Source organism: Halorubrum sp. JWXQ-INN 858, from assembly GCF_009806985.1.
Taxonomy (GTDB): domain Archaea; phylum Halobacteriota; class Halobacteria; order Halobacteriales; family Haloferacaceae; genus Halorubrum.
Genome location: NZ_WUAX01000011.1, coordinates 18,749 through 38,669 on the forward strand (window position 1 = coordinate 18,749; position 19,921 = coordinate 38,669).

General features: G+C 71.3%; 19 protein-coding genes and 1 pseudogene. 14 read left to right on the forward strand and 6 right to left on the reverse strand.

Going from position 1 to position 19,921, the window contains the following annotated elements; translation table 11 throughout:
* Positions 1–195 precede the first annotated feature (195 nt).
* The 3 genes from GRS48_RS08895 to GRS48_RS08905 all read left to right on the forward strand — a co-directional run bounded on the left by GRS48_RS08895 (position 196) and on the right by GRS48_RS08905 (position 4,507).
* Positions 196–1,449 (forward strand): AGE family epimerase/isomerase, encoded by a 1,254-nt coding sequence (locus GRS48_RS08895; RefSeq protein WP_159485660.1) that lies wholly within the window; start codon positions 196–198, stop codon positions 1,447–1,449.
* Between the two features lie 896 nt (positions 1,450–2,345).
* Positions 2,346–3,191, forward strand: coding sequence for a M55 family metallopeptidase (locus GRS48_RS08900; protein ID WP_159485662.1), 846 nt, complete (start codon positions 2,346–2,348; stop codon positions 3,189–3,191).
* Between the two features lie 65 nt (positions 3,192–3,256).
* Complete coding sequence (locus GRS48_RS08905; protein WP_159485664.1) at positions 3,257–4,507, forward strand: NlpC/P60 family protein; 1,251 nt, start codon at positions 3,257–3,259, stop codon at positions 4,505–4,507.
* A gap of 22 nt (positions 4,508–4,529) precedes the next feature.
* Here the strand turns inward: GRS48_RS08905 and GRS48_RS08910 are convergent, their stop codons facing one another.
* On the reverse strand, positions 4,530–4,934 hold the full coding sequence (locus GRS48_RS08910) for a helix-turn-helix domain-containing protein (protein WP_159485666.1): 405 nt from the start codon (positions 4,932–4,934) through the stop codon (positions 4,530–4,532).
* Positions 4,935–5,003: 69 nt separating this feature from the next.
* Here GRS48_RS08910 and GRS48_RS08915 point away from each other — a divergent pair, with 69 nt between their 5' ends.
* Entirely contained in the window at positions 5,004–5,453 is a 450-nt protein-coding gene (locus tag GRS48_RS08915) for a DoxX family membrane protein (protein WP_159485668.1), read from the forward strand.
* A gap of 74 nt (positions 5,454–5,527) precedes the next feature.
* The gene (locus GRS48_RS08920; RefSeq protein ID WP_159485670.1) at positions 5,528–6,010 is read left to right on the forward strand and encodes a VOC family protein; all 483 of its coding nucleotides are present in this window, start codon (positions 5,528–5,530) and stop codon (positions 6,008–6,010) included.
* Positions 6,011–6,060: 50 nt separating this feature from the next.
* Here the strand turns inward: GRS48_RS08920 and GRS48_RS08925 are convergent, their stop codons facing one another.
* Positions 6,061–6,474 carry an SRPBCC family protein gene (locus GRS48_RS08925; RefSeq protein ID WP_321168372.1) on the reverse strand — a complete coding sequence of 138 codons (414 nt, stop codon included), beginning with the start codon at positions 6,472–6,474 and terminating at the stop codon, positions 6,061–6,063.
* 500 nt (positions 6,475–6,974) lie between these two features.
* Between GRS48_RS08925 and GRS48_RS08930 the strand changes: the two genes are divergently transcribed.
* The 3 genes from GRS48_RS08930 to GRS48_RS08940 are packed head-to-tail and all read left to right on the forward strand — an operon-like array spanning position 6,975 to position 11,159.
* Entirely contained in the window at positions 6,975–8,033 is a 1,059-nt protein-coding gene (locus GRS48_RS08930; protein WP_159485674.1) for an ABC transporter ATP-binding protein, read from the forward strand.
* Positions 8,030–10,114, forward strand: a complete 2,085-nt coding sequence (locus tag GRS48_RS08935) for a PrsW family intramembrane metalloprotease (protein ID WP_321168373.1) — start codon at positions 8,030–8,032, stop codon at positions 10,112–10,114. The genes GRS48_RS08930 and GRS48_RS08935 overlap by 4 nt, the downstream gene beginning before the upstream one ends.
* A complete protein-coding gene (locus GRS48_RS08940; protein WP_159485676.1) occupies positions 10,107–11,159 on the forward strand; it encodes an ABC transporter permease in 1,053 nt (350 codons plus the stop codon). The genes GRS48_RS08935 and GRS48_RS08940 overlap by 8 nt, the downstream gene beginning before the upstream one ends.
* A 135-nt stretch (positions 11,160–11,294) precedes the next feature.
* Here GRS48_RS08940 and GRS48_RS08945 read toward each other — a convergent pair whose 3' ends face one another.
* Positions 11,295–12,629 (reverse strand): MFS transporter, encoded by a 1,335-nt coding sequence (locus GRS48_RS08945; RefSeq protein WP_159485678.1) that lies wholly within the window; start codon positions 12,627–12,629, stop codon positions 11,295–11,297.
* Positions 12,630–12,711: 82 nt separating this feature from the next.
* A complete protein-coding gene (locus tag GRS48_RS08950) occupies positions 12,712–13,362 on the reverse strand; it encodes a thioredoxin domain-containing protein (RefSeq protein WP_159485680.1) in 651 nt (216 codons plus the stop codon).
* A gap of 82 nt (positions 13,363–13,444) precedes the next feature.
* On the opposite strand from GRS48_RS08950, the pseudogene GRS48_RS08955 reads away from it, so the two are divergent.
* The 5 genes and pseudogenes from GRS48_RS08955 to GRS48_RS08975 form a co-directional block, all read left to right on the forward strand.
* Positions 13,445–13,735: pseudogene (locus GRS48_RS08955) on the forward strand (DUF5779 family protein); the annotation flags it as partial.
* A gap of 122 nt (positions 13,736–13,857) precedes the next feature.
* On the forward strand, positions 13,858–14,556 hold the full coding sequence (locus GRS48_RS08960) for a hypothetical protein (RefSeq protein ID WP_200840241.1): 699 nt from the start codon (positions 13,858–13,860) through the stop codon (positions 14,554–14,556).
* Positions 14,557–14,668: 112 nt separating this feature from the next.
* Positions 14,669–15,085: a hypothetical protein gene (locus GRS48_RS08965; RefSeq protein ID WP_321168374.1), complete on the forward strand. Its 417-nt coding sequence runs from the start codon at positions 14,669–14,671 to the stop codon at positions 15,083–15,085.
* Positions 15,086–15,193: 108 nt separating this feature from the next.
* Positions 15,194–15,523, forward strand: a complete 330-nt coding sequence (locus GRS48_RS08970) for a hypothetical protein (RefSeq protein WP_159485686.1) — start codon at positions 15,194–15,196, stop codon at positions 15,521–15,523.
* A 107-nt stretch (positions 15,524–15,630) separates the two neighbouring features.
* Positions 15,631–17,640 (forward strand): prolyl oligopeptidase family serine peptidase, encoded by a 2,010-nt coding sequence (locus GRS48_RS08975; RefSeq protein ID WP_159485688.1) that lies wholly within the window; start codon positions 15,631–15,633, stop codon positions 17,638–17,640.
* Positions 17,641–17,648: 8 nt separating this feature from the next.
* On the opposite strand, the gene GRS48_RS08980 is transcribed toward GRS48_RS08975, so the two are convergent.
* Both GRS48_RS08980 and GRS48_RS08985 read right to left on the reverse strand, forming a co-directional pair.
* On the reverse strand, positions 17,649–18,332 hold the full coding sequence (locus tag GRS48_RS08980) for a metal-dependent hydrolase (RefSeq protein ID WP_159485690.1): 684 nt from the start codon (positions 18,330–18,332) through the stop codon (positions 17,649–17,651).
* Positions 18,332–19,051 carry a hypothetical protein gene (locus GRS48_RS08985; protein ID WP_159485692.1) on the reverse strand — a complete coding sequence of 240 codons (720 nt, stop codon included), beginning with the start codon at positions 19,049–19,051 and terminating at the stop codon, positions 18,332–18,334. Before GRS48_RS08985 ends, GRS48_RS08980 begins: the two co-directional genes overlap by 1 nt.
* Positions 19,052–19,136: 85 nt before the next feature.
* On the opposite strand from GRS48_RS08985, the gene GRS48_RS08990 reads away from it, so the two are divergent.
* Positions 19,137–19,913, forward strand: a complete 777-nt coding sequence (locus tag GRS48_RS08990) for a metallophosphoesterase (protein ID WP_159485694.1) — start codon at positions 19,137–19,139, stop codon at positions 19,911–19,913.
* The last annotated feature ends 8 nt before the right edge of the window (positions 19,914–19,921 follow it).

A 19,921-nucleotide genomic window follows, 5' to 3' on the forward strand; every position in this document is an offset into this window, starting at 1 on the left:
TCGGTGTCGGAGAAGTGCGTGCGTGTGTATGTGTGTGTACGTGATGTGTGTGTACGTGATGTGTGTATGTGAATCGATTTTTCGTAACGGAGTGCTCGTACACCCCGATATGCAGTCCAACGGCCGAGAACCGTCCGGTCTTCCGCGTGTGAGCGGACCACGTCGTTTTTGCTCCGCCGGTCCGAACGACGACCAATGACTCGACGGGACCCCCGATCACACAGGGGGCGGTTGCTCGCGACCCTCAGGCTCCAGTACCCCGACGCCCTCGACGATGCCGGGTTCCGCCTGCTGCACCCGGTGACCGGTGAACCGTACACCGACGATCGCCGACACCTCGTCGCGACTTGTCGCTCGGTGTCGAACTTCGCGACGGGCGTCGCCGCCGACGGTCCGGGCTGGTGTCTCGGCGCGGCCGAACACGGGCTTCGGTTCCTCCGCGACGCGCACGGAACGACGGCCGGCGACGGCTACCACCTCGTCGTCGACGCCGACGGCGACCCGCGGGACGCGACCCGAACGGCGTACGGTCACGCCTTCGTGTTGCTCGCGTACGCGCGGGCGACCGACGCCGGTATCGACGGGGCGGCCGCGGGGCTGGAGGCGACAGCGGACCTGCTCGTCGAGCGGTTCCACGACGGGACCGGCTGTCTCCGGAGCGACTGTGGACCGGAATGGGCGGAGCTGGAGGCGTATCGGGGGCAGAACGCGAACATGCACGCGTGTGAGGCGTACCTCGCGGCCTACGAGGCGACCGCCGACCCGTCGTATCTGGAGCGCGCACGCCGGATCGCCGCGCGGATCACGATCGATCTGGCCGCCGAGACCGACGGCCTCCTGTGGGAACACTACACCGCCGACTGGGAGCACGACTTCGGATACAACGCCGACGAGCCGCGTCACCAGTTCCGTCCCCCCGGGTATCAGCCCGGCCACCACCTCGAGTGGGCGAAGCTCCTCGCGCTGTTGGACCGGTACGACGCCGAGCCGTCGGCGGGAGGCGGGTGGTACGATCGCGGGCTCGAACTGTTCGACGACGCGGTCGATCGCGGCTGGGTCGGCGGGGGGTTCGCGTACACCGTCGAGGCGGACGGCACGCCGATCGTCCCCGACCGGTACGGCTGGGCCCTCGCGGAGGGGATCGGCTCGGCCGCGGCGCTCGCGGAGCGGGCCGGCGCGAGGGATCACGGGGACGCGGCGACCCGGCTCCGGGCGTGGCACGACCGGCTGCTCGACTGCGTCGCGGACTATCGAGGACCGGCCGGTCTCTGGTACGAAACGCGGCTCGCGGACGCCGACGGCGGCGATCCCGTTCCGCCCGAACCGCCCGGCGTCGAGCCCGATTACCATCCCGCGGGGGCGTTCTACGAGAGTTGGCGGTCCGCGCGGCTGGCGGCAAGCGACGACGACGACACCTCCGGCCGAAGGATCGGAGGCGGGGACCGGTGAACGTCGCCAAACGGCTCGGATCGCACTGCGCGGCCGCCCGTTTTTAAGGCGCCGACGAACGGGACCGCGAGGGTGCGATGGCCGGCGACATCGATACGGGGTGATGCTTCGCGATCGACTACTTCACGGGCCTCTTCGAGTGACGATAGTATCAACATTCAATACAAGCATTCAAAATGGTGCTTAACGTGGTCGTATCGACGAGTGGCAACGAAGAAGAGATCGGTTCGCGATCGTCGAACACCTCGGTGAACGGGGTTACGAGACGCCGAACATCGCCCGCAAAGCGGTTTTAAAGGGTCCGAGGGCACCGTTGAAACCCGCAGGAGGTGAGATACCTCGACTCAGCTGCGGTCAGTACGGACAGTCTACTGAGCACTGTTAGTCCCGTCGAATAACGAAGACGAGGATACCGACGATGAGAAGGCCGATGCCCCAATACACGGATGGAAACGGTAGGTACGCGAGTAGAAGCGTTACGATGCCGGACGTGATGAGCGACCACCCGATCGTCGTTCGAATCGCCATATATCGCAGTCGGTGCCGACCGATATGGTTAGTAACCCGCTTCGGTTAGTACGCACTCTCTAGCCATCGACTGTTTCGAACCGACACGTCCCTTAAAAACGGGATCTCAACGGGTCGGCTCGGCGCGTCCGTGACGACGGACCTGCTCGGCTGGTGGCCTGATTCGGCCTGGCGGTCTGATCGCGGCTGCCGTCCCGATCGCAGCGGATAGGAGCTCGAGTAGCCATTTACATATAATGAATGCGATAGCTACTATAAATATAAAGAACACAGACATATAACAACGCTGGGTCTCGCGTCCATGACTGGGACACGCTTCGCGCCGTCGTCGGGGGTACGCTTTTGTCGACGGCGCGTGCGGGTTGCGTATGCGAGTCTTCGTTTCGGCGGACATGGAGGGCGTCACGGGCGTCGCCGCGCCGGCGGACGTGGTGAAAGGCGAGGCGGACTACGCGGCCGGCCGCGACCTGCTCGTCGGCGACGTCAACGCGGCCGTCGAGGGCGCGATCGCGAGCGGCGCGACCGACGTCCTCGTCAACGACTCCCACTCGTCGATGGCGAACCTCCCGCGGGGCGCGCTCCACGAGGACGCGCGGCTGATCCGCGGGCGGACCAAGCCGCGGTCGATGATGCAGGGGATCGACCCCGACCACGGCGTCGCGCTGTTCGTCGGCTACCACGCGATGGCGGGCACGCCCGGCGCGGTGCTCAACCACACGTTCATCGGCCACGAGCTGCTCCGCTTGCGCGTCGACGGGGCGGAGGCCGGCGAGCTGGGATGGAACGCCAGGCTCGCCGGTGCGCTCGGCGTCCCCGTCGGGCTGGTGACGGGCGACGACGCCACCGCGGCCGAGGCGAACGACGAGGTCGGCTCCGCGGTGCGGACCGCCGTGGTGAAAGACGGGATCGACCGGTTCACCGCCGACTGTCACTCGCCGGCGGTCGCTCGCGACCGGATCCGGTCGGAGGCACAGCGCGCGGTCGAGCTCGCGGAAGCCGGCGGGCTGTCGCCGCTCTCCCCGACCGAGCCGACGACGATCGAGGCCGACTGGTCGGCGACGAACCAGGCCGCCCGCGCGGCGTCGATGCCCGGCGTCGACCGGGCCGGGCCCCGCACCACCGCGGTCGAGGCCGACACGTATCCGGCCGCCTTCGAGGCGACCGTCGGGATGTTGCGCGCCGGCGCGGCGGGGCGCGACGAGTTCTACGGCTGAGGCGGGGAACGCCCCCGCTCTCCGACCGCCGAGCGGTTTTTATCGCCCGCCGAAGAGGGTCCGGCATGACGGAACGCGAACCGGACGACCGGCGACGTAAGCGGGAGCTCCTCCTCGGGCGGGTTCGGACGGCGATCGAGCGGACGCGAGCGGTCCGCGCGCCCGATGACCGGGTAGCCGTGTTCGACCCCGTGGCCACGGTCGAGGACGGTCGCGTCGTGCTGTCCGGAGTGGTGCCGGACGACGCGACCCGCCGCGACCTCGAACGGTCCGTCTCGCGGGCGTGTGCCGGCGTCGGCATCGAGGTCGAAAGCGAGGTCGGCGACGGGATACGGTCCCGCCTCCGGACCGTCTCGGCGGTCGCTGAGCCCCGAACCGCGGCGACCGTTGCCGCGCCCGTCCGATCGACGCCGGACCCGGACGGCGAGCAGGTCACGCAGGCGACGTACGGGACGACGGTCACGGCGATGGACCGCCGACGCGGCTGGCGGCGCGTTCGCACCGCCGACGGCTACGTCGGCTGGGTGCGCGGGGACGCGCTCGTCCCGCCGGCGTCGACGGTCGCCGATCGGACCGACGGACGGGCCGCCGCCGTGGTCACGAACCGAGTGGCGGATCCCCGGTGGATCGGGGAAGGGGAGCGGTGTGAGGGGGTTCGGAGCGAGCGAGAGGGCCCGACGGAGTGCGGTGTCGACGCCACGTTGCCGGACCGGATCCCACGGGGGACGCCGTGTCGAATCGGCCGCCGAGCCGGGAACGACGACCGGGGCCCGGACGACGACCGGGGCTCAGAGGACGAACGGGACCCGGACGACGAACGACGAGTCGGCGACGAGCACCCTTCCGAGGGGGGCGTTCTCGTGCGCTTCGCGACGGGCGCGGCCGCAGAGCTGCCCGACAGCTCGGTTACGGCGCTCGTGGACGCGCAGTCGGACCCCGCCGCCGCCGGCCGGGCGGTCGCCGAAATCGCCCGCGAGTTCCTCGGGACGCCCTACGAGTGGGGCGGGATGACCGGGTCGGGGATCGACTGTTCGGGACTCACGCTGGTGAGCTACGCCTGTCTGGGGGTCGACTTACCGCGTGACACTGACCAACAGGAACGGGTCGGCGTCGACGTGGACCGGGACGCGCTTCGGGCGGGCGACCTCCTGTTTTTCCCCGGCCACGTCGCGGTCGCTACCGACGGGAGCACCTACGTCCACGCGCACGGGGATACCGGCGCGGTGACGACGAACAGCCTCGACCCGGCCGACGAGCGGTACCACGCCGACCTCGACGACGCGATCAGCTCGCTGAAGCGACCGCTCGGACGGTAGGATCGTCGGATGCGAAGCTGGCTCAGCGGTGCTCGCGCCCGTCGGCGGACGCGTCGCACTCGGCGAGCCACTCGTTGGCCCACGACCCGATCTCCTCGAAGACGGGGGCGAGCGACTCGCCCTTCGCGGTGAGGCTGTAGTACGTCGCGACCGGCGAGTCCTCCTCCAGCCGGCGGTCGACGAACTCGGTCTCCTGGAGGTCGTCGAGGACGCGCGAGAGCGTTCGGGCGTTGGCGTCGGTGTCGCGCTTGAGCTCGTTGAACCGACGCTCGCCGTTTTGCAGCTCGTGGAGGACGACGAGCCGCCACTGCGAGCCGATCTGTTCGAGCGAGTCGACGACCGGACAGGCCGTCTCGGTCCCCGCGACCGACCCGTCGGTCGCGCCGTCCGGTTCCGCCTCCGCCCCGGTAAGGTCTGGCGATGACATCGATGTTACCTGCTTACCCTATTGTCCGGGAACCGATATATAGGTTGCGTCCATACACGTGGTTACACGATGATAGCTGAACTCACGACGCTACCGCTCCAGCTCGACACGCCGCTCGCCGGCGAGCTGTTCTTCCTCGGCCGCCTGCTGTTCGGCGGCGTTCTCGCATTCCTCGGGCTCAACCACTTCCTGAACACGGACGCGATGGCCGGCTACGCCGAGTTCAAAGGGCTCCCGGCCCCGCGCTTTGCCGTGGTCGCCTCCGGCGTCTTGCTCCTCCTTGGGGGCGTCGGAATCGTCGTCGGCGCGTTCCCCGTCGTCGCGGCGGGCGGGCTCGCCGTCTTCCTCCTCGCCTCCGCGGTCCTGATGCACGACTTCTGGACGGTCGACGACCCCGAGGAGAAGCAGTCGGAGATGAACGGCTTCCTGAAGAACGTCTACGGCGCGGGGGCCGCCCTCGCCCTGCTGGCCGTCGGTGGGGTTGCGTGGCCCTACTCGGTCGGCGTCGGGTTGTTTTAAGTCGTCGACGGAACGTCGCCACCGTCGACACCAGTACTGCTAACTCACCGCACGCCGAACGGTTCGGCATCCCCATGACCGACGCGCCGCCGACCACCGGGCTGCACCACGTGACGAACGTCTGTACGGACATGGACGAGACCGTCGCCTTCTACGAGGACGTCCTCGGCTGGCACACCGTGAAACGGACCCAGAACTACGACGACCCGGGGACCCCGCACTACTACTTCTCGTCGACGCCCGCGGGCGAGCCGGGAACGAACGTCACCTACTTCGAGTATCCGGAGTCGCGAGGGACGCCCGGGGCGGGCGCGAGCCACCACTTCGCGTTCGGCGTCCCGGACGAGGCGACGCTTCACGAGTGGCGCGACCACCTGAAGTCACACGGGGTCGACGTGTCGCCGGTAAAAGACCGGACGTACTTCAAGAGCGTTTATTTCGCGGACCCCGACGGGCTCGTCTTCGAGCTGGCGACCCAGGGGCCCGGCTTCACGTACGACGAGGACGACCCCGGCAGCGAGGAGATCGACCCGTTCGAGCGCGGATACGAACGATAGGTCTGGGTCGATACCCGGTCCTCCAGCGGTTCGGTGTCGCCCCCGAGTGATCACCCGCCGTCCGCAACCGGGTCGTTATCGCCCTCGACCAGCCGGACGAACCGGTCGAGCGCGCGCTCACAGGTCGGAACGTACGCCGCGGCGACGACCGGCACCTCGATAACCACGCGGCATCGGTCGGGATCGTCGGCGTACGCGTCCACGCGATGGCCGGTCGCCGGCAACCCGGCGACCGTCCAGTCCCAGCGCCGGCCGTTGAAGCCGGTGACGCGGAACGGGAGCCACACGCCGCCGACTTCGACGCGTCCCCGCGTTCCCTCACGCACCCGGCGGTCGTCGCTCTCGACCCCGTCGATCGTCGGGCTCCACGACGGCCACGTCCGAGTGTCTCGGAGCGCCGCCGCGGCGACTTCCGGGGAAACGGCGGCGTCGCGGCCGACCTCGAAGCGAAGCCCGCGCCGCACACACGTGGGTCGGCCCTCTGAGGTGGGTCGGCCCTGGGGGGTGGGTCGGCCCTCGGAGGCGGGTCGGCCCTCGGACGTCGTCGGTTCGCGGTCGGAGGTGGTCACGACCCCGGTACGGGCCGGACGCAAAAAAACCGGCCGCCGCCCTGACCTTATATGATATTAAGTGTCGTTATCACCCCTGCCGAAGCCTTCATACGCGGGTGGACGGTAGCGGCGTGCAAGATGACGAACGACGACGGCGACACGATGAAAGACGTCTCCCACACCGCACCGCACGACACCTCCGCGAAGGCGGTGTGGGAGCGAGGACGACGACCGATCGAAGAGGACGAAGAATAGGGCGGAGAATAGGACCCGATCTGCCGGCGCGGATCTCGTTTTCCACGTGCTGAGCCCGTTTCCGAACCGCTACGGAGCCGCTTTCACGTTTTTTGAGTCGTTCTCGACGCTGATAGCCGCGGCCGGAGCTTTAACCCGCGGCGAGGTCACGCTCGCGTATGATCGAGGCGCGAGGGTTGGCGAAGACGTACGGCGACTTCGCGGCGGTCGTCGACAGCAGCTTTTCGGTCGACGACGGCGAGGTGTTCGGGATCGTCGGCCCGAACGGGGCCGGCAAGACGACGACGCTGAAAACGCTCGCCGGGCTCATCGAGCCGACCGCCGGCGAGGCCCGCGTCGCCGGTTTCGACTGCGGGGACCCCGAGATGCGCCGCCGGCTCGGCTTCCTCCCGGAGGAGTCGCCGCTGTACGAGGGGATGACGCCGCTGTCGTACCTCCGCTTCTTCGCCGACCTGTACGACGTGCCGGGCGAGGTCGCCGACGAGCGCATCACGGCGGCGCTCGATCGGTTGGCCCTCGACCATCGGGAGCGTCGTCTCGGCGACCTCTCGAAGGGGATGAAACGGAAGGTCGCCATCGCGCGGTCGCTCGTCAACGACCCGGACGTGTTGATCTACGACGAGCCGGCCTCCGGGCTCGACCCGCTGACGACGAACGTCGTCCTGGAGTTCACTCGCGAGCTCAGCGCCGAGGGGAAGACCGTCGTCTTCTCCGCGCACAACCTGTACCACGTCGAGTCCGTCTGCGATCGGGTTATCATCATGAACGAGGGACGGATCGTCGCCCGCGGCAGCGTCGACGCGATCCGTGAGCGCCACGGCGAGACGACCTATCACGTCGACACCGACGTCCCGGTCGACCTCCCGGAGGCCGCCGATGAGCGAACGGACGCGAGAACCGACGACACGGGAACGAACACGAGAACCCACGACACGGGAACGAACGCGGGAACCGACGACACGGGAACGAACGCAGAGGCCGCGGGCGACCGCTTCCGGACCGTCGTCGCGACGATGGACGCGGTCGAACGGGTCCGTGAACGCGCCGCCGCGAACGGCGGGAGGGTCGTCGACATCCGGACGGACGACCCGAGCCTCGAGGACGTCTTCCTCGACATCGTCGGGCAACCGATGCCGGGCCGACGGCGGCGCGGCGAGACGGAGTCGCCGACGACGGACACCGACGAGGGACCGAGCGCGGCGGAGGGAACGGAGTGATCGGACGGCTCCGGCGGGTCCTCCGGATCGCTCGGTGGGAGGCGTCCGGCGTGACGGACGGGATCGACCGCGGGACCGCGGCCGCGGCGCTCGTGCTCCTGCTCGTCGCCGGCACCGTCGTCGGCGCGGGGCTCGCGGCGGGCGTCGCGGGCCTCGACGTCGACCGGGACGTCTACCGCGTCGGCGTCGACGCCGAGTCGCCGTACGCCGAGGCGGTCGCGGACGAGCCCGCCTTGACCCCCGTCGTGACCGATCGGGCGACGGCCGCGGGCGCGGGCGGCGGGAACGGGGTAGCGACCGACGGGAGCGCGAGCGGGAGCGACGGGACCGGGGACGCGGCCGGACCGACGCTCGGCGAGCACGTCGACCTGTTGGTCGTCCACGGCGACGCCGACCGGGTCGTCGTCCGGGCGGCCGACTCTCCGAAGGGCGAGGCGGCGGCCGCGACGTTCCGCGAGGCGGTCGAGTCGCACAACGAGCGACGGATGGCCGCGGAGGGGAACCGAACCGCCGCGTTCCCGGTGACCGTCACGCTCCAGTACGTCGGGCGCACGGGCGGGCAGACGGACGAGGGGACGCTCGGGGTCGCGGACGGCGACGGAGCCGATGAGGGTGGGGACGAGGCGGACGGAACCGACGAAGGAGGGGAAGCTGGGAGCGTGACGGGCGGCGAGGCGAGGGACGACGACGCGGATGACGACGCCGGCGGCGACGCGGACGATGACCTCGCGGTCCCGTCGGTCGGCGGCGGCGTCTTCGGGGCCGGATCCGTCGGATCGCCGGGATCGATCACGCCGCCGTTCCCGTTCGCCTCGCTCGTGTTGGCGTTCGCCTTCCTCGTCCCGATGAACTTCCTCATCCAGGCGTACGGGTCCTCGATGCTCAACGAGCGGATCAACCGCCGCGGCGAGCTGCTGTTGGTCGCGCCGCTCGCGCCCGTCGACGTCGTCGCCGGGAAGACGCTCCCGTACGTCGCGGCCGCCGCCGCGGTGACCACGGTGGTCGCGCTGGCCGTCGGCGGCGGGGTCGTCTCCGTGCTCGCGGTGTTGCCGATCGCGGCGGCGTTCCTCGGCGCGACGTTCGTGGGCGCGATGTTCGCGCGGTCGTTCAAGGAGCTCACGTTCGTCACGGTCGCGGTGAGCGTCCTGTTGACGACGTACGCGTTCGTCCCCGCCGTGTTCACGGACGTGACCCCGGTGGCGCTCATCTCGCCGCTGACGCTCGTCGTCTTGGACCTGCAGGGCGAGGGCGTCTCGCTCGGCGCGTTCCTGTTCTCGACCGGCCCCGTCCTGCTGGCCGCCGGGCTGTTGTTCGCGCTCGGGGCCGGGGTGTACCGCGAGGAGGACCTGTTCACGCAGAAGCCGGTGCCGCGGAAGCTCCTCGACGCGCTCGCCGTCCGGCTCCGACCGCTCCCGCCGCCGGGACGGTCGACGCTCGGGCCTGCTGAGGCGTCCGGCTCGAGCGACGCGAGGGGATCGACCGACGCGTCCGGCTCGAGCGACGCGAAAGGATCGACCGACGCGTCCGCCCGGACCCCGAACCGGCGCTCGTGGCTCCGAGGGTTCGCGACGGTCGCCGTCGTCACGGCGTGTACGATCCCGTTCGTCTTCGTCGCCGAGCTGCTTCTGGTCGCCGTGCTCTTCGCGCTGCCGGTCACCGTCTCGATCCCGACGCTGCTCGTCACGATCGCGTTCGTCGAGGAGGTCGCCAAGAGCCTCCACCTGTACGCGGGCTTCGAGCGCGGGGTGTTCGCCCGGACCGACCACGTCGCGATCGGCGTCGGGCTCGCGTCGGGGATCGGCTTCTTCCTCGCCGAGAAGGCGACCGCGGTCGTCCACGCGATCGGGCTCACGGAGCTGTACGTCGGCCGCGCCGCGTTCGGGGCCGTCGCCGGTCTCGACTCGCTCCCGCCCGCGCTCGCGATCGGGCTGTTCCTCGCGCCGCTGGCCCTCCACGGCTTCGCCACCGTCGTCGCCGCGGTCGGCGCGAGCCGGGGTCGGACGTACTACGCGCTGACGCTCGCGGCGGCGACGGCGATCCACGCGGCGTACAACGTCGGGGTGGTGAGCCTTCATGGGTAGCCGATTGACGGTCGCGAAACGCGAGCTGGCGGGGCTCAGAGCCGAGAAGACGATCTTGTTGGCGGTCGGGATCCAGCTGTTCATCGCCGCGTTCTCGTCGTTCCTCGTGGTCGGGCTCGTCTCGATGTACGACCCGGCCGGGCTCGACGGCGCGGAGATCGAGATCGCCGGGGCGGGCGAGTCGATCGACGACCTCGAACGCGCCGCCGCCGACGTTCCCGGCGCGTCGGTGACGCCGTACAACGACGTGCCGGCCGCCCGGGCGACGTTCGAGAACCGCGCCGCCGACGCGGTGGTGGTCGCGAATCCCGACGACGGCGGCGGGGTGTCGGTGGTCGTCACCGCGCCCGACTCGAGCGTCGAGACGACCGTGATCGTCGTCCAGCTGCGGGAGGTGTTGCGGAGCTACGAGTCGAACGAGCGGGCCGACCGGGCCGCGTTCCTCTCCGAGACGCCCCTCCCGCTGCCCGACCGGACCGGGTCCAGCCCGTACTTCACCTTCACGTACACCGTCCTGATCCCGCTTTTGGTGTTCCTCCCGGTGTTCGTCTCCGGGTCGATCGCCGTCGACTCGATCACCGAGGAGATCGACCGCGGCACCCTCGAACTGCTCCGCGTCGCGCCCGTGACCCTCGCGGAGATCGTCGACGGGAAGGCGATCGCGGCGGTCGTCATCGCCCCCGGACAGGCGCTGGCGTGGCTGCTCCTGTTGGGAGCGAACGGGACCCCCGTCGCCAACGTCGGGCCGATCCTCCTGCTGATGACGGCGTTCACGACGCTCGTCGTCGGGCTCGCGGTCGCCATCGCGCTCGTCTCGCCGGACCGACGGGCGGCACAGCTGCTGTACTCGATCGCCGTGCTCGCGCTGTTCGGCGGGGCGACCGCGATGGCCGGCGGCCCGACGAACACGGTCGCGCGGCTGGCGATCGACAGCGCCGACGCCGCGACGTTCCTCACGGTCGGCGTCTACGTCGCGCTCGCGGCCGCCACGTACCTCGGCGTCCGTCGGTTCGTCTCCGCTGGCGGGCTCGGAAGCGAGATCTGACGGTGCGCCAGCCCGATCAAACCCGGGCAGGATCGAGCAGGCCCATCAGGTCCGGTCGACCTGTCAGATCCGGTTAGCCAGTCAGATCCGGTCGACCTGTCAGATCCGGTTAGCCAGTCAGATCCGGTCGGCCGGTCAGATACGATCAGACCCCGTCGACGCCGGGGTGCCGGCCGTCCCGGTTCGAGCGGTGAGTGCTCGAACGACCGGGAACAACAGGAGGGCGATCAGGAACTCCAAGCCGCCGACGACGAGGAACGCCGGACGGTAGCCGAACGCGCCGGTCGCGCTCCCGCCGACGAGGAAGCCGGTGAGGAAGCCGAGCGAGCCGAACACGTTGAACAGTCCCATCGCCGCGCCGCGGGCGTCCGGGTCGACGAGGTCGGTGACGAGCGCCATCGTCGCCGGGGCCAGGAGCGCCCCGCACACCCCGACGAGCACCATCAACGCCGCCGCGAGGGGATAGATCGGGGCGAAGCCGACGGCGGCGATGACGATCCCGTACGCGAGCGACCCGACGACGACGGGGACGAAGCGGCCGATCCGGTCCGAGAGCGCGCCGAACGGGGCCTGTAGCAGCGCGAACGGGAGGAAGAACAGCGCGAGCGTCGCGCCCGCGCCCGTCGCCGAGAGCCCGAACGTGGCCGGGTCCTGGAAGTAGAACACCCCGACGAGCGAGAAGAACCCGGCGGTGAGCCGGTCGACGAACCCGAACGCGAAGGGAACGAGCAGCGACGGGGTCGCTCGGACCCGGGCGAGCACGTCGCGGAACCCGACCGTGGACCGGCCGGCTCCGGCCCCGGAGGCGACTTCGGAGCCGGGGGCGGTCTCGGTGCTGGACCCGGAGACGACTTCGGAGTCGGAGCCGGCCGACTCGCGCCCGGAACCCCCGCGCGGTCCCGTGCGGCGGTCGTCGATGGTCGCCGCGAGCGCCCCGGCCGCGAACAGGACGACCGCACCGGCGTAAACGGGGTACAGCGGGTCGAGGTCCGCGAGCACGCCCCCGACCACGGAGCCGACCGCCGCGCCGAGCCCGATCGCGAGGCCGGCGGCCCCCATGTTGCGCCCGTGGCCGCCGCCAAGATCCATCAGGGTCGTGATCCCGAGCGAGAACGCGCCGATCGTGAACGCCCCGCCGACCGCGCGGACGACGAGGGCGGCGTCGAACCCCGCGCCGACCGCCGGCAGCGCCGCGAGCGCGAGGTACGAACACGCGCCGCCGACCGCGCCGGCGACGACGAGGGGCACCCGTCGCCCGAGCGCGTCGCTCGCGGCCCCCCAGACGACGGCGAAGGCGACGAAGGCGGCGAACTCGGCGACGAGGAACCACATCCCGGCGTCGATGCCGGCCGGCGCGCCGAGCGCGACCGTGAGCCCCGGCACCCCGGGGTACAGGAGGACCTGTGAGACCAACACCGCGAGGACCACCGCCCCGAGCCGGCGACGGTCCCCCCGGTCGTCTCGTGTCATCGTCGAGACAACGGACACGGGCGGTGAAAAGGGACGCGCTCCGGTGCGACCGACGACACGTCGTTTCGGGGTCGACGCGCGGCTACGACTGCGCGTCCGCGATCGCCGCGGCGACGGCGTCGGCGGACGCCCCGTCGACGGGGTCGCCGTTCACGTACACCGTCGGCGTGCTCTCCAGCCCGCGTGCGACGCCCTCCTCGCGGTCCGCGAGGATCGGGCCCTCGTAGGGGACGAACTCGGCGTCCGCGATCGCGGCACACGGGTCCGCGCCGGCCGCCTCCGCTGCCGCCCCGATCGCGTCGTGGCTGTAGCTCCCGTGGAACTCGTACACCGCCGACGCGAACTCGAAGAACGCCTCGTCGCCCTCGCGGGCACCGACGCCGCGGGCCGCGCTCGCGACGGGCACCGCCCAGTCCTCGTCGACGGGGATCGGGAAGTCCCAGTGCTCGTATCGGACCTCGCCGGTGTCGACGTGGGCCTCCCGGATCGTCGGGAACTCCTCGGCTTTGAACGTCGCACAGCCGCCACAGGTGAAGTCCTCGAACGTCTGGACGAGCACGTCGGAGTCCGGGTCGCCGAGGACGGGCCGGAAGTCGGTGTCCGGCGGCTCCGGCTCGTCCCGGTCGCAGTCGTAATCGGGCGTGTCCGGCGCGTCGTCTCCGAGACAGCCGGCCGCGCCGACGACGCCGACGGCACCGACCCCCGCGAGCACCGCTCGCCGCGTGTGTTCCATGGCGCCGATCGGTTCGGGGCGCACTTAACCACACCGAGACCGCGGACCGAACGTTTTTGACGGCGTGTGGTGACGCTCCGGTATGAGCGAGTGGGACCTCGACCTGCGGGACGCCGAAGAGCAGATGGAGGAGGCGTTCTCCGCGGGCGGCGACGTCGTTCTCGGCGTCCTCGACGGCACGACCGACCCCGAAGAGTGGGTCCGCAACGTCGACTACGGCAACACGCTCGTGTTGTCCATCGACGGCGACCTCAACGACCTCGCGGCGGGCTTCGCCCGCGAGGTGAAGGACATGGGCGGCGAGCTGATGCACTTCCGCGGCTTCCTCGTCGTCACGCCGCCGGGGACGCGAATCGACACCGACCGGCTGAATCGCTGACTGCTCCGCCGTTCCCGGCCGGCGGACCCGCGAGCGGTCGGACTCGCGAGCGGTCGGCCCGCAACCGCGACCGACCGGCGGGGAGGGTTGAAAAGCGTCCCGCCCGAACGGGGGACATGGAACTGAAGGAGGCCGGCGAGCCGGACGTATACGAGATCGACCGATTCGACGGCGGCGTCGGCTGGATCGCCTACCCCGGGGAGGCGATGGAGCGCGCGAGCCACGCGCTGGCCGTCCACAACGAGGAGGCCGACACCGACGACGTCTGGGTGATCGACCCCGTCGACGCGCCCGGAGTCGACGACCTGCTCGCGGAGCTCGGCGACGTCGCCGGCGTGGTCTGTGCGCTCGACCGGCACAAACGCGACTGCGCGGCAGTTGCGACCCGCCACGACGTCGCGGTCCACGTCCCGGAGTGGATGACTGGCGTCGCGGACGCGTTCGACGCGCCCGTCGAGCGGTTCGGCCGCCGGCTCGCGGACACGGGGTTTAAAACGATCCGGATCCGGAACTCGACGGTTCCGCCGTGGCAGGAGGTCGGCCTCTTCGACGGGGAGACGCTCGTCGTCCCCGAGTCGCTCGGCTCGGCCGCCTACTTCCGCGGGGACCGCGAGCGGCTCGGCGTCCACCCGATGCTCCGGCTCACGCCGCCGCGGGCCGCGCTCTCGGGGCTGGGTCCCGAGCGCGTCCTCGTCGGCCACGGCGTCGGCGTCTTCGACGACGCGGCCGCCGCCGTCGAGGACGCGCTCGACGGCTCCCGCCGGAAGGCCCCCGGGCTCTACGCGAAGACCGTCCGCTCGATGATCGGGTTCTAGCGGAGTCGGCGTCGAGGGGGTAGACAGGAGCGCCATCGAGGAGTTTCGGGCGGGATCGTGAGCGACGCCTCGCCGGCCGGCCCTTTTAAGCATGCGTCGCGTATCGGCGGCCGTGATACACGTCACGCGCGACCTGCTGACGGTGCTGCTCGAGCACGCCGCCGAGACGGATCCGAGCGCGGCGAACCTCCAGCTGTCGGCGACGCCGGCGGCCGAGTTCGACGCCGACCTCGGGCTCGACCCGAAAACGCCCGTGCTCACCCACTTCACGCTCGCCGACGTCGGCGGGTCGGTGAACGCGGTGTTCGGCGTCGACCTCGGCACCCCCGCGGGCCGCGGGCGCGCGCGGTTCCTCTCCCACCCCGACGGCCGGCTCGGGGTCACGAAGGCGGACGACCTCGCGGCCGTCGTGCTGGTGGCGGTTCCGCCGTACGACGACGACCACGTCGCGGCGTTCGACCGGGCCGGCGACGGGATCGAGCTGGTCGTCCTCGACGCCGTCCCGCCCGAGGAGTCGATCCCCGAGTAGCTTCCGGAGCGGTCCCGGGAGGGAGCGCCGACGAAGCGGCCCCGCACCCGCCCCGCGCCCGCCCCGCGAACAGGGGGTTAAAGGGCGACGGGGGTGTACGGGGCGTCGATGGCAGCACGGCCACCCGGTGGCGGCGGCGGTTCCTCGGAGCCGGAGGCGATCGAGTTCGGGATCGCGGCGCTCGACGCCCGGCTCGACGAGGCGGACGTGTCGTTCCCCGCGACGGGCGAGGAGATCCTCCGGGCGCTCGACGACCACACGGTCCCGTACGACTCGAAGGGACGGACCCTCGAACTCGACGCGGTGTTGGAGCGCGTCCCGCAGTCCGAGTTCGACAACGAGACCGCGTTCCTCGACGCGGTGTACCCGGCGTTCGACGAGGCGCGCCGCGAGAGCGGGAGCTTCCTCGACCGCCTGCGCGACGCGCTCCCCTTTTAAGCGGTCGTTCGGTGGGTCCCGGTTCTTTATAAAGACCATCGGGGACGGTTCCGGCACGCATGTGGGGGCGACACAAGGGTTTTCCCCGGCCGCCGGGAGCGTCCCCCATGGCAGCACTCACCCTCACGGACGTGCTCGACGTAGCGTATCCCGGCCCCCCGGCGTGGTCCGCCGACGGCGACTTCCTCGCGGCGACGCTCTACGAGGACGACGGAAACGCGCTCGTCTTCGCGGACCGCGACGGGACGGTGCGGTGGCGGCTCCGACGGGAGTCGGGGGTCGACGCGTTCGCGTGGCGGCCCGACGGCCACGACTGTCTCGTCCGCGCCGGCGATCACACCCTGCTCGTCGACCCCGAAACCGAGTCCGTACGGACCCTCGCGATCGCCGACGAGGAGGGGCACGCGTGGTCGAACGACGGGGACCGGATCGCCTGCTACCGGGACGGGTTGCCGTGGGTCCTCGACGTGGAGTCGGGGACGGCGACCGCGCTCGACGGCCCCGACCGTGGGCCGTACCTCGCCGAGGCGCGGACGCTGGCGTGGTCCGACGACGACTCGCTGCTCGCGTATCGCTTCGTCGACGGCGACCGGAAGGGCGTGGCGGTCGTCGACGTGGCGCGCCGCGAACTGGTCTACCGGACGTCGCCCGGGGAGGGCGGGTCCTGTCACACGCCGACGTGGCTCGGCGACGGACGGCTCTGTTACGAGCGCGTCGCGGAGCGGCGGACCGTCCGCGAGTTCCTCGTGGTCGACCCCGCGGGCGGCGAGCGCGAGGTCCTCTTTCGGGAGACCGATCCCGACCACGGGATCGTCTCGCGCGGCGCGCTGACCGTCGCACCCGACGGTGAGCGGCTCGCGGTCCCCCTCCCGCTCGACGGCTGGGATCACCTCTACGTGCTCGACGGCCACGGGGACCGCACGCGGCTGACGGCGGGCCCCTACGAGGACAAGGGCCTCGCCGACTCGACGCCGGAGTGGCTCGGCGACGACGCGCTCGTGTTCGCCTCGACCCGCCTCGGCCCCGAGGAGCGCGGGATCTACCGGGTCGACGCCGGTCCCGACGTCACGACCGGGGGGAAAAGACGGGACGGAACGAAGGTGACGCCGCTGGTGGAGACGCCCGGAACGAACGTCCACCCGACGGTCTCCCCGGACGGCGAGCGGCTGGCGTACGTCCACGCGGACCGGCAGCTATCGCCCGAACTTCGGGTCCGCGACCTCGACGCCGACCCCGCCGAGCCGGGAACGGTCGTGACGCGGTCGGCCGTCGCCGACTGGGACGTCGACCCCGTCGAACCCCGGCGGATCGTCCTCCCGGTCGACGACTACGAGGTCCCCGCGTTCCTGATCGACCCGCGGGAGACCGACGCGGTCCCGGACGACGCGACGGACCTCCCCGCGGTCGTGTGGGTCCACGGCGGCCCCATGCGGCAGATGCGCGACGGGTGGCATCCGGGGCGGGCGTACGGGCTCGCGTACACCGTCCACCAGTACCTCGCCCGGAAGGGGTACGTCGGGCTGCTCGTCAACTACCGCGGCGGGATCGGGTACGGCAAGCGGTTCCGGCAGGCGATCGCCGACGATCCCGGCGCGGAGGTGGACGTCGATGTCGTCGCGGCCGCCGACCGGCTGAAGGACCTTCCGTACGTCGACCCCGACGCGGTCGCCGTCTGGGGGCTCTCCTACGGCGGGTTCGCGACCCTGCGCGTGCTCGGGACGGAGCCGGACGCGTACGACCTCGGGATCAGCCTCGCGGGCGTCGCCGACCGCCCCGCCTACGAGGTGTGGGCGACCGAGACCAAGTACTCGCCGCCGGAGTCGAGCCTCCCGTCGACGCTCGGGGGGACCCGCTGGGAGGCCCCGGAGGCGTGGGAAGCGGTCAGCCCGTCGGCGACGTTCGACGCGATCGAGTCGCCGCTGTACAGCTTCCACGGCACCGGCGACCGGTACGTCGACGTCGGCCAGCAGGACCTCGTCGTCGACGCCCTCGTGGGCTCCGACGTCGACTTCGAGTACGAGTACTACCCCGACGAGAACCACGTCTTCTCCGAGCGGCGCGTCTGGCGGCGGGTGTTGGAGCGGGTCGAGACGGCGCTCGGGACGGAGCTGGACTGAACGAGGAGTCACTCCTCGACGTCCGCCGGCGGGTCGCTTTGGAGCCGCCGGGCGATCACGGTGAACCCGCCGACGAGGACGAGGTACAGCCGCCACCCGCGGTTCGCGATCGGGAAGCGCCGGTCGATCGTCTCCTGCTCGGCGAGCTCCGCCGGCGACCCGGGCTCGACGGGGTTGTTCACGTGGACCGTCTCGGTGGTGCCGGAGCCGCCGGCGTCGACCCGTCGATCACCCGTCTCGGGGTCGACGTCGATATCGACGAACGTCTGGACGACGCCGTCGGCGGTCGACAGCAGGAGCTCCCCCTCCAACCGGAAGAACCGGTCGTGAAGCGGCCAGAGGGCGTTGACGCCGTCCAGGTGCGCCCAGTCGAGGAAGACGTGCGCGAAACAGTGGACGAACAGCGCGACCCACGCGACCCGGACGCCGCGGTCGGCGAACCGCTCGCGGACGACCGAGACGTCCCGGACCCGCGTGTCGTAGTACAACAGGAGCCCGGCGGCCGCCGGGAGCACGAACGTGTGGCCCACCGTCCGGTGTGCGCCCGGCATCACCGGCCCGAGGAAGGAGTCGATCTCGGGGAGGACGACGACGAGCAGCACGACCGCGAGCGCCGGCCGGTCGTACGCGCCCTTCAGGAGGCCGGCCGCGAGCAGCAGCGCGAACCCGGCGTGGACGACCGTCGACGGCATTACTCGACCCCTCCGCGATCGGTGTCACGCCCGGAGGACCCCCCTGCTCGATCCGCCCGCCCCGTCCCGGCCCACCGGTCCCCGAGGAAACGGACCGCGAGCAGGCAGGCGGCCGCGGCGACGACGACCGCCTGCCAGCCGCTCCGGACGAGGAACAGCTCGCGCTCGGCGTCGAGCGACGTCCCCGGCCGACCGTCGGGATTGACCCAGGTGGGGACGACGTACGTCTCGGTCGTGCCGGGGCTCCGGAGCGGGAGGATCCCGGGGCCCTCGGCACCGACCGCGACGAACGTCTGGACGACACCCTCCTGCGTCGAGAAGAGGAGCCGCCCGCGCACGAGGTAGTAGGCGTCGTGGACGGGGTACAGCAGGTTCGCGCCGGCCAGCCCGAACAGCTCGGGTGCGATCCCCGCGACAACGAACGCCGCCAGCGACACCCAGGCGACGCGGACCCCGTACCAGCCGTAGCGGTCACGGAGCCGGGAGTCGGCGCGGATCGTCGTGTCCCAGTAGAGGACCGCCCCGACGGCGAGCGGGACCCACAGGTTGTGGAGGAGCGCGTTCGTCGCGCCCGCCACGAGGAGGCTCGCGACCGCATCGAGGTCCGGCAGCGTCGCGGCGAGGACGACGACCGCGACCGACCGGCGGTCGAACGCGGCACCGAGCAGCGCGGCCGCCAGCAACGCCCCAAAGGCGGCGTTGACGAGCGTCGGAGCCATACCGACCCCCTGCCCGCGGGCACGGATAAGTTCTCCGTCGGTCCCGGGGACAACCTCTTCGGGCGTCGCGCCCGAACGCTCGCACATGACCGACGCGACGACGCTCGGGCTGATCGCGGACGTGCACGCGAACCTCCCGGCGCTGGAGGCGGTGCTCGAGGACATGCCGCCGGTCGACGCGGTCGTCTGTGCGGGCGACGTCGTCGGCTACAACCCGTGGCCGGCCGCCTGCGTCGAGCGCGTGCGCGAGGTCGCGTCGGTGACCGTCCGGGGGAACCACGACGGGACCGTCGAGAGGCCCGAACGGTACCGGGGGAACCGGATGGCCGAGGCCGGGCTCGAACACGCGCTGGCGACCCTGTCGGAGCGGGACCTCGCATGGCTCCGGGGGCTCCCGCGGACCGCGAGGATCGCCGACGGGCGGTTCCTGCTCGTCCACTCACACCCCTCGCCCGAGCGGGAGGACGCGTACGTCTACCCCGAGGAGTTCGCGGCGCTCGACCGTCACCTCGAGGCGGTCGACGGCGTCGGCGATCGTGGCGGCCTCGACGGCGCGGTCCTCGGACACACCCACGTACAGGCCGCCCGGCGGACCCGCGACGGTCGACTCGTGATCAACCCCGGCAGCGTCGGACAGCCCCGCGACGGCGACCCGGACGCCGCGTACGCGGTGCTCACCGTGGGTGATGATCGCGAGGGCGTCGCGGGTGATGATCGGGACGGACCCGAACGGTCGACGAGGGCGGCGGACGCCGCCGTCGACCTCCGGCGCGTCGCTTACGACGTCGACCGCGTCGCCCGGGCGGTCGCGGACGCGGGGCTCCCCGAACGGACCGCCGCGCGGCTGTACGAGGGTGCGTGAGGGGGGCG

Coding starts and splice junctions, on each gene's coding strand:
- GRS48_RS08930 (WP_159485674.1), top strand. CDS start 6,975: ATGATCGAGGCGCGAGGGTTGGCGAAGACGTACGGCGACTTCGCGGCG.
- GRS48_RS08905 (WP_159485664.1), top strand. CDS start 3,257: ATGACGGAACGCGAACCGGACGACCGGCGACGTAAGCGGGAGCTCCTC.
- GRS48_RS08940 (WP_159485676.1), top strand. CDS start 10,107: ATGGGTAGCCGATTGACGGTCGCGAAACGCGAGCTGGCGGGGCTCAGA.
- GRS48_RS08990 (WP_159485694.1), top strand. CDS start 19,137: ATGACCGACGCGACGACGCTCGGGCTGATCGCGGACGTGCACGCGAAC.
- GRS48_RS08945 (WP_159485678.1), bottom strand. CDS start 12,629: ATGACACGAGACGACCGGGGGGACCGTCGCCGGCTCGGGGCGGTGGTC.
- GRS48_RS08895 (WP_159485660.1), top strand. CDS start 196: ATGACTCGACGGGACCCCCGATCACACAGGGGGCGGTTGCTCGCGACC.
- GRS48_RS08975 (WP_159485688.1), top strand. CDS start 15,631: ATGGCAGCACTCACCCTCACGGACGTGCTCGACGTAGCGTATCCCGGC.
- GRS48_RS08950 (WP_159485680.1), bottom strand. CDS start 13,362: ATGGAACACACGCGGCGAGCGGTGCTCGCGGGGGTCGGTGCCGTCGGC.
- GRS48_RS08915 (WP_159485668.1), top strand. CDS start 5,004: ATGATAGCTGAACTCACGACGCTACCGCTCCAGCTCGACACGCCGCTC.
- GRS48_RS08920 (WP_159485670.1), top strand. CDS start 5,528: ATGACCGACGCGCCGCCGACCACCGGGCTGCACCACGTGACGAACGTC.
- GRS48_RS08910 (WP_159485666.1), bottom strand. CDS start 4,934: ATGTCATCGCCAGACCTTACCGGGGCGGAGGCGGAACCGGACGGCGCG.
- GRS48_RS08960 (WP_200840241.1), top strand. CDS start 13,858: ATGGAACTGAAGGAGGCCGGCGAGCCGGACGTATACGAGATCGACCGA.
- GRS48_RS08985 (WP_159485692.1), bottom strand. CDS start 19,051: ATGGCTCCGACGCTCGTCAACGCCGCCTTTGGGGCGTTGCTGGCGGCC.
- GRS48_RS08980 (WP_159485690.1), bottom strand. CDS start 18,332: ATGCCGTCGACGGTCGTCCACGCCGGGTTCGCGCTGCTGCTCGCGGCC.
- GRS48_RS08900 (WP_159485662.1), top strand. CDS start 2,346: ATGCGAGTCTTCGTTTCGGCGGACATGGAGGGCGTCACGGGCGTCGCC.
- GRS48_RS08970 (WP_159485686.1), top strand. CDS start 15,194: ATGGCAGCACGGCCACCCGGTGGCGGCGGCGGTTCCTCGGAGCCGGAG.